The sequence below is a fragment of the Clostridium sp. AF02-29 genome, assembly GCF_934835585.1.
Lineage (GTDB): Bacteria > Bacillota > Clostridia > Lachnospirales > Lachnospiraceae > Otoolea > Otoolea fessa.
Window position 1 is genome coordinate 43,542 of the sequence record NZ_CAKVZK010000018.1, and the last position, 7,504, is coordinate 51,045.

General features: G+C 48.0%; 10 protein-coding genes. 9 read left to right on the forward strand and 1 reads right to left on the reverse strand.

Features of this window, described 5'->3' with window-relative positions:
* Positions 1-159 precede the first annotated feature (159 nt).
* From PUQ60_RS06295 to PUQ60_RS06330, 8 genes are all read left to right on the forward strand, one after another.
* Positions 160-930, forward strand: a complete 771-nt coding sequence (locus PUQ60_RS06295; RefSeq protein ID WP_273379681.1) for an ABC transporter ATP-binding protein — start codon at positions 160-162, stop codon at positions 928-930.
* A gap of 1 nt (position 931) precedes the next feature.
* A complete protein-coding gene (locus tag PUQ60_RS06300) occupies positions 932-1,561 on the forward strand; it encodes an ATP-binding cassette domain-containing protein (protein ID WP_022358795.1) in 630 nt (209 codons plus the stop codon).
* A gap of 56 nt (positions 1,562-1,617) precedes the next feature.
* Complete coding sequence (gene larB, locus PUQ60_RS06305; RefSeq protein ID WP_117796697.1) at positions 1,618-2,391, forward strand: nickel pincer cofactor biosynthesis protein LarB; 774 nt, start codon at positions 1,618-1,620, stop codon at positions 2,389-2,391.
* A 79-nt stretch (positions 2,392-2,470) separates the two neighbouring features.
* Positions 2,471-3,853 carry a nickel pincer cofactor biosynthesis protein LarC gene (gene larC, locus PUQ60_RS06310; RefSeq protein WP_273379678.1) on the forward strand — a complete coding sequence of 461 codons (1,383 nt, stop codon included), beginning with the start codon at positions 2,471-2,473 and terminating at the stop codon, positions 3,851-3,853.
* Between the two features lie 67 nt (positions 3,854-3,920).
* Positions 3,921-4,775 carry an ATP-dependent sacrificial sulfur transferase LarE gene (larE, locus tag PUQ60_RS06315; RefSeq protein WP_207664890.1) on the forward strand — a complete coding sequence of 285 codons (855 nt, stop codon included), beginning with the start codon at positions 3,921-3,923 and terminating at the stop codon, positions 4,773-4,775.
* Between the two features lie 22 nt (positions 4,776-4,797).
* Positions 4,798-5,496, forward strand: coding sequence for a DUF5714 domain-containing protein (locus PUQ60_RS06320; protein ID WP_273379677.1), 699 nt, complete (start codon positions 4,798-4,800; stop codon positions 5,494-5,496).
* Between the two features lie 306 nt (positions 5,497-5,802).
* Positions 5,803-6,126 (forward strand): hypothetical protein, encoded by a 324-nt coding sequence (locus PUQ60_RS06325; RefSeq protein WP_004613237.1) that lies wholly within the window; start codon positions 5,803-5,805, stop codon positions 6,124-6,126.
* Between the two features lie 58 nt (positions 6,127-6,184).
* Positions 6,185-6,421: a hypothetical protein gene (locus PUQ60_RS06330; RefSeq protein WP_055060928.1), complete on the forward strand. Its 237-nt coding sequence runs from the start codon at positions 6,185-6,187 to the stop codon at positions 6,419-6,421.
* Positions 6,422-6,525: 104 nt separating this feature from the next.
* Here the strand turns inward: PUQ60_RS06330 and PUQ60_RS06335 are convergent, their stop codons facing one another.
* Positions 6,526-6,879 carry a cupin domain-containing protein gene (locus tag PUQ60_RS06335; protein WP_004614173.1) on the reverse strand — a complete coding sequence of 118 codons (354 nt, stop codon included), beginning with the start codon at positions 6,877-6,879 and terminating at the stop codon, positions 6,526-6,528.
* Positions 6,880-7,021: 142 nt separating this feature from the next.
* Between PUQ60_RS06335 and PUQ60_RS06340 the strand changes: the two genes are divergently transcribed.
* Positions 7,022-7,363: a helix-turn-helix domain-containing protein gene (locus PUQ60_RS06340; protein ID WP_273482878.1), complete on the forward strand. Its 342-nt coding sequence runs from the start codon at positions 7,022-7,024 to the stop codon at positions 7,361-7,363.
* Positions 7,364-7,504 lie beyond the last annotated feature (141 nt).

A 7,504-nucleotide genomic window follows, 5' to 3' on the forward strand; every position in this document is an offset into this window, starting at 1 on the left:
AGGATGCTGGGAATGAGGCAGAAAAACATATATTTTGATAAAATGATGCGATTAAGACAAAAACAATCAAAAACGATGCGGCTATCAGATTTGGAACAGACAGACGTTCTCAAAGAACGGAGATTGCGTGAAAATCGTGATTCCATGGAAAAGCCGATATTGAAAATTCAAAATCTAAACTTATATTTTACGCAGTATGCGCGTGGGCTTAGACGGCGCGAACTCCATCCGCTCCGCGATCTTTCCTGCAAACTTTTCAGTGGGGAGCTGACGGCGGTGGTCGGGGCGAGTGGTTCGGGAAAAAGCCTGCTGGCGCACGCGATTCTGGGAATCTTGCCGTACAACTGCCGGATGGAAGGAAAAATTTTCTATCAGGGAGAGGTTCTGGATGAGACGCGGCTTGCCGGGCTGCGGGGCAATGGGATTTCCCTGATTCCGCAGGGGGTTTCCTACCTCGATCCGTTGATGCGGGTCGGGGATCAGATCTGTGGCGGCAGAAAAGATGAAGCGACGCGGGCAAAATGCCGCCAGCTTTTGAAGCGGTACGGGCTGGATGAATCAGTGGAAAAATGTTATCCATTTGAGCTGTCGGGCGGCATGGCGCGGCGTGTCCTGATGGCAGCGGCACTGATGCAGGAGCCGAGGCTGATTGTGGCGGATGAACCGACACCGGGGCTGGAGGCGATGACCGCGCGCCATGTGATCCGTCATTTAAAAGAGATGGCACAGGACGGGGCAGCGGTGCTTCTGATTACTCATGATCTGGAACTGGCGATTGAGATGGCGGACCGGATTCTGGTGTTTTATGACGGGACGATTATGGAGGAAGTAAAGCCGGAGAACTTCCGGGAGGGACGGAATCTGAAAGAGCCATACACGCAGGCGCTCTACCGGGCACTGCCGGAACATGAATTTTTTGGAGGAGAATGAGATGTCACTAAAGGCAGAAAACCTATCTTTTTCATATGAAAATGGCGGGCGCCACGTGCTGACGCGTATTTCCCTGAAAATTGAGCCAGGAGAGCGCGTAGGTCTGGTGGCGCCGAGCGGATATGGAAAAACGACGCTGTGCCGCCTGCTGGCGGGATATGAGAGACCGGAGGCGGGAACGGTAGAGATTGACAGCATACCAATTGAGAATATCCGGGGCTGTATGCCGGTGCAGTTAATCTGGCAGCACCCGGAGCAGGCGCTCAACCCACGCTGGCGGATGCGCCAGGTTCTCAGTGAGGGCGGTCAGGTGGATGAGGAGAGCCGGGGACGGCTTGGCATCCGGGAGGAATGGCTGGATCGGTTTCCATCGGAGCTTTCCGGCGGCGAACTGCAGCGGTTCTGTATTGCCAGAGCGCTGGCGGCAAATCCGCGGTATCTGCTGGCGGATGAGATCACCGCGATGTTTGACGCAGTGACCCAGAGCCAGATCTGGCAGGCGCTTTTGCATGAGGCAAAGGAGCGGGAGCTGGGAATGGTGATTGTGAGCCATTCGGAATCTCTTTTGAAGCGGATTTGCACGCGGCAGATTGATTTAAAGGCATTGCAGGAAAAGATGGCAGCAGTTTAGCCGGTTTACATATTGACAGAGAAAATTGGGATTTGACAAGGAGAAATGAGGAAGAAATGGATGTTCGGAAGCTGTTGGAAGAGGTAAAACGGGGGGATACAAGTATTGAGGAAGCGGAGAATGCGTTCAAGAATCTTCCTTACGAAGATTTAGGGTATGCGAAGCTGGATCTGCACCGGAAATTGCGTTCGGGATTCCCGGAGACGGTGTTCTGCCAAGGAAAGCCGGATGCCTATCTGGCGGATATTTTCGAGACGCTGTACCGGGAAAATGGGGAAGTACTCGGAACGCGGGCGACGCCGGAGCAGTGGAATCTAGTGCGGGCGCGCATCCCGGAGATAGAATACGATCCGGTTTCAAAAATTTTGCAGGCGAGAAAATCATCGGAGACACCGTGGAAGCTGGAAGGGCTGGTGGCAGTCTGCACAGGCGGAACCGCGGATATCCCGGTTGCGGAGGAAGCTGCCAAAACGGCAGAATTTTTCGGCTGCCGCGTGGAGCGCTACTATGATATAGGGGTGGCGGGCATCCATCGCCTTTTATCCAAACGCGAGGCGATTGCGCGGGCAAACTGCGTGATTGCGGTGGCCGGAATGGAAGGCGCGCTTGGCACAGTTGTCGCCGGGCTGGTGGAAAATCCGGTCATTGCGGTTCCGACCTCGGTCGGCTATGGTGCAAGTTTTCATGGACTGTCGGCATTGATCACGATGATTAATTCCTGTGCGAACGGCATTTCGGTTGTAAATATAGATAACGGCTACGGCGCAGCATACCTGGCGGCGCAGATCAACCGCCTGGCGGTTCGGGAGCCGAAGAAGACGGCAGAGTGATAGTGGTTTGTGATAATTGCATAAAAGCGAAAAACGGAAATGTATCAATAAAATGAGAAAAGTAGAGGGAGAAGTAAAAATGGATGAGAAAATCTTATATCTGGATTGTGCGTCTGGAATCAGTGGAGATATGACGGTTGGCGCACTGTTGGATCTTGGAGCAAGCCGGGAAAAACTGGTACGGGCACTGGACAGTCTGGGCGTATCCGGGTATCATCTGCATTTTGGGCGGACGAAGAAATGTGGAATCGATGCGTATGATTTCGATGTACATTTAGAGGAAGAAGAGCATCATCATGAGCATGAACATGGTCATGAGCACGAACATAGCCATGATGAGCACGACCATGAGCATCATCACGATCATGAACACACTCACGACCATGAGCACAGCCATGATCACGCTCACACCCACGACCATGAGCACAGCCATGATCACGCTCACACCCACGATCATATGCATCCTCATGTCCACCGCAACATCCATGACATTTTCGAGATCATCGATCGTCTGGATGCATCTGACCGTGTTAAAAACCTGGCGCGCCGGATGTTTGAGATTGTGGCGGGGGCAGAGTCGAAAGCACACGGAATCCCGGTCAGCGAGGTTCATTTCCATGAAGTCGGTGCAATTGACTCGATTGTGGATGTTATCAGTGCGGCATTCTGCCTGGAGGATCTGGGAATCCACCGCGTGGTGGTATCGCCGCTTTCCGAAGGTCATGGATTTGCGCGCTGCCAGCACGGTTTAATGCCGGTTCCGGTTCCGGCGACGGCAAATATCGCAGCGGCACAGGGCTTGGAACTGACGCTTCGGGATGTCGAAGGAGAGATGGTAACGCCGACCGGCGCAGCGATCGCGGCGGCATTCCGGACAGAAGCGGCGCTTCCGAAGAAGTACCAGATCGAAAAGATCGGTATCGGCGCCGGAAATAAGGATTTCGCGCACGCGAATATCCTGCGGGCGATGCTTCTGACGGATAAAACGGTGGAAGTAGAAACCGGAAAAGACGGTCACGACGAAAGCTCCATGTGGGTCATGGAGGCAAACCTGGACGACTGCACCGGCGAGGCGCTGGGATATGCGATGGAGGTGCTTCTGGAAGCGGGCGCCAGAGATGTGTGGTACACACCGGCATATATGAAGAAAAACCGTCCGGCGTATGTGCTTCATGTACTGACAACGGCAGAAAAACGGGAAGAATTAGAACAGCTTGTCTTCTCCTGTACGACCACGATCGGTGTGCGCCGTTATCCAGTAGAGAGGACGATACTGCCACGGGAAGTAAAGGAGATCCAGACCCGTTACGGGGCAGCAAAGGTAAAAATCTGCAAGCGCGGCGGCGTGGATACGTGCTATCCGGAGTATGAGAGCGTGCGCGCGATCTGCCGGGAGACAGGGAAGCGCTTCATGGAAGTATTCCACGGAGTAATGGAAGACGGAAGTATTAGTTTACAGTAGGCACTTTTGAGATTGAAAAACGGCACAGTGCATTCTCGTTAGATAATTAAGAGGAGAATCAAGAACCATGGAAAATAAACCAATGATATCAGAGACAGAAAAAAGAGAAGCTTTAAAACATTTCATGGCAGAAAAAGCGAAAGCACCGGTCTGTGTCGCCTTTTCGGGCGGTGTGGACAGCAGCCTGATTCTCAAGCTGGCGTGTGATACGGCGAAGAAGACGGGAATGCCGGTTTATGCCGTGACATTTCACACCATGCTGCACCCAGCCTGTGATCTGGAGATCGCGGAGCGGGTGGCAAAGGAGCTGGGCGCGATCCATAAAATTATCCAGGTCAATGAGATGGAGCTGGAAGCCATCCGGACGAATCCGGTCAACCGCTGTTATATCTGCAAACACCACCTGTTCGCGACACTTCTGGATTTTGCAAAAGAAGAGGGGATTCCGTGCGTGATGGACGGAACCAATGAGAGCGATCTGCATGTGTACCGCCCGGGTATCCAGGCACTCCGTGAGCTGGGTGTCGTCAGTCCACTTGCACAGTGCGGACTGGAGAAAAAGGATGTCAAGGCATTTGCGGCTGACTTAGGAATTTCCGTTGCATCCCGTCCGTCCATGCCATGTATGGCGACCCGCCTTCCATATGGAACTTCCTTTGACATGGAAGTTTTGAAGCGGATTGAGAAAGGCGAAGATTATCTTCGAAGCGTGTTTGGCGGAAATGTGCGCCTGCGCCTGCATGGCGATATTGTCCGGATCGAGGTGGATGCGGATAAATTTGAAAAAGCGATTGCCGAGCGGGAGACGATCTGCAGGACATTAAAAGAAATGGGATTTCTGTACATTACACTCGATCTGGAAGGTTTCCGGTCGGGAAGTATGGATATAGTGGAGAAACTCAACGCGCTGGTCGGAAAATGAATGTAAAGGAGATGGAAATCCTATGCAAGAAGAATGTATTGTCTGTAAAGCACCTCTTATTTATCTGGAACAGGATGAATGGATGGAGTGCGAATTATGTCATAAAAAAGAATTGAGCAAGACCAGATGCCAGAACGGGCATTATGTTTGTAATGATTGTCATACGAAGGGACTGGACACCATTCTTTCCCTGTGTATAGACGAAACATCCAGAAATCCGATCGAGATTGTCCGGAAGATGATGGATGCACCGTTTTGCCATATGCATGGACCGGAGCATCATGTCATGGTGGGAGCGGCGCTGCTTACTGCATATAAAAATGCGGGAGGTGCTATTAATCTGCGGGAATCTGTGATGGAAATGCTGAACCGTGGGAAAGCCGTTCCAGGAGGAACCTGCGGATTCTGGGGTGCCTGCGGAGCGGGAATCAGCGCAGGTATGTTTGTATCTATCTTGTCTGGGGCGACGCCACTGACGGAGGAATCCTGGGGACTTTCGAATCAGATGACATCAAAAGCACTGGAAGCGATTTCGCGCACCGACGGTCCGAGGTGTTGTAAAAGAGATTCTTATCTGGCGATTCTGGCGGCGGTTGATTTTGTAAAAACGCATTTTGGAATCGAAATGGAATGCACAGAAGTCCAGTGTACGCATTATGCTCAGAACAATCAGTGTATTGGCAAGCGCTGTCCATTTTGGCGATTTGATGATAGTATTTGACTATAAATGGATAAACGGAGATAATAAAGCTGCGATATAATTAGATTGTGCGAGATGGGATTGCAGTTTGCATAATGTGTGAACTGTGATGAGAGAGCAATTTCTCGTGTAATAGGAAATTCCCTGGAATGCCCTATTACACAAAAAGGCACATCCTTTTTTACGTGGAAAAATCGGAATTGACCGAGCTCTTTGAGCGAGGGATACTTCTTGTCCGAAGGGCAAGAAGGTGGGCGTAAAAAAGATTAGAACAATCGGGATTTATCAGAAAATGAGGAATAGTTGAAATGGAGGCGCTATAATAACATGAAGATTGAAGGGAACCAGAAAGAACTGGATGCAATGGTAGAATTTCATAAGGGAAACCGTGTCGAGGGACTGAGACTGCAAGAAGAATTTGCAGCGGAATTTCGTAAGGAGTATAAAGACAAAGATCACTGTCCTTGCCTGAAAGCCTGTCGTTATCACGGAAACTGTAAGGAATGTGTAGCAATCCACAGAGCGCATCAGGAACATGTTCCTAATTGTATGCGACCATTGATTAATAAAAAATTGAAATTGATGTCAGAATTAACAGAGCATACCTTGGCAAATGAAATAGAAGCTCCACATGAGATTTTAAGAAAATAGGCAAGTCAACTTCCAGTTTTTGAAACTGAGAAATCGCAATTTAAGGAGGCAAAGTACAATGAAAAAAGCTATTATTATGATGATTGTGGTATTTGCTTTAGTTGTTTGGCCGTTCAGCGGTGTGTGGCAGCTCTTGTCTGGCATCATTGGCGGTGGAGTCCGAGAATCCTTTATTTATCCGATTTATGGTGGAATTATTCTTCTTTCAGGTATTATAGTCGTTTGTACTGAACTCATTCTGGAAGAAATCAAATCGTTAAAAGACGATATAAAAGATAAAAAAGAAGGATGCTGATAACTTCAAGTTTGAAAAATTGAGAAATCGTAAAATTGAAGAAAAAGAATGCACAGTTCTTAGCATATCGGGAACTGTGCATTTCTGTAAATAAATACTTTTAATTAGCCGATTACGGCATCCTCTGCTGTAAAATGTTCCAGAGAATTTTCTTTTACCTGAATGCAGATATAAGTAATTCCGGAAATATCGGATGCAAAAAACTGACGCTTTGCAGCAGGTGCGATTTTTAGCCAGTCTCCAGTTGAAAGGCTGATTTCTTCTCCATCAATTATGGCTTTGCCGTTACCTGAAAGAATTCCATAGATTTCTTCATTTTCTTTATGAGAATGAACAAATGGGACATTTGCTCCTGCAGGTAGTTCGTTTAAACTGATTTCTGCACCTGTTAAAGACAACTTTTCATGCAGCTCAATTCGGTTTTCCTTTCCAATAGTTGTTTTTGTGTAATTTGCCATAATAATACCTCCATAGTTAATTTGTAGTTTCTGGTTGCTTGGTATTAGTATAGTGTGAGACACATACAAAAACAAGTACGCACCTTTTTGTAACTGTACACTCAAAAATGAATGTGTTACAATAGACTCGGAGGTGAGAATTATGCGAGCAAAAGAAGAATTACCGGAATGCCCAGTTGCAACAGCAGTATCTCTTATCGGAGGAAAATGGAAACTGCTGATTTTGCGTAACTTGAAAGAGCGTCCATGGAGATTCAATGAGCTACAACGAAGTATAGATGGTATTTCACAAAAGGTTTTGACAGATAGTTTAAGACAAATGATGAGTGATGGGCTGGCATATCGCCACGATTACCATGAGCAGCCACCGAGAGTTGAATACGGTTTAACGGAACTCGGAACAAAAATGCTTCCAATTGTTAATTCACTTGCTGATTTTGGTAATTACTATAAATCAATTATTGAACAGAATCAAGTGCGTTAGTATTTGAAAAGCCCGAACAATTCCAGTTTGAAGAATTGAAAAAACGGAATTTACCTATTAAGACATATAAACTCTTGACAATAAAACTCCTATATAGTATGTTTTTAATAAACTACTATATAGGAGCTTTTGTATGGAAAT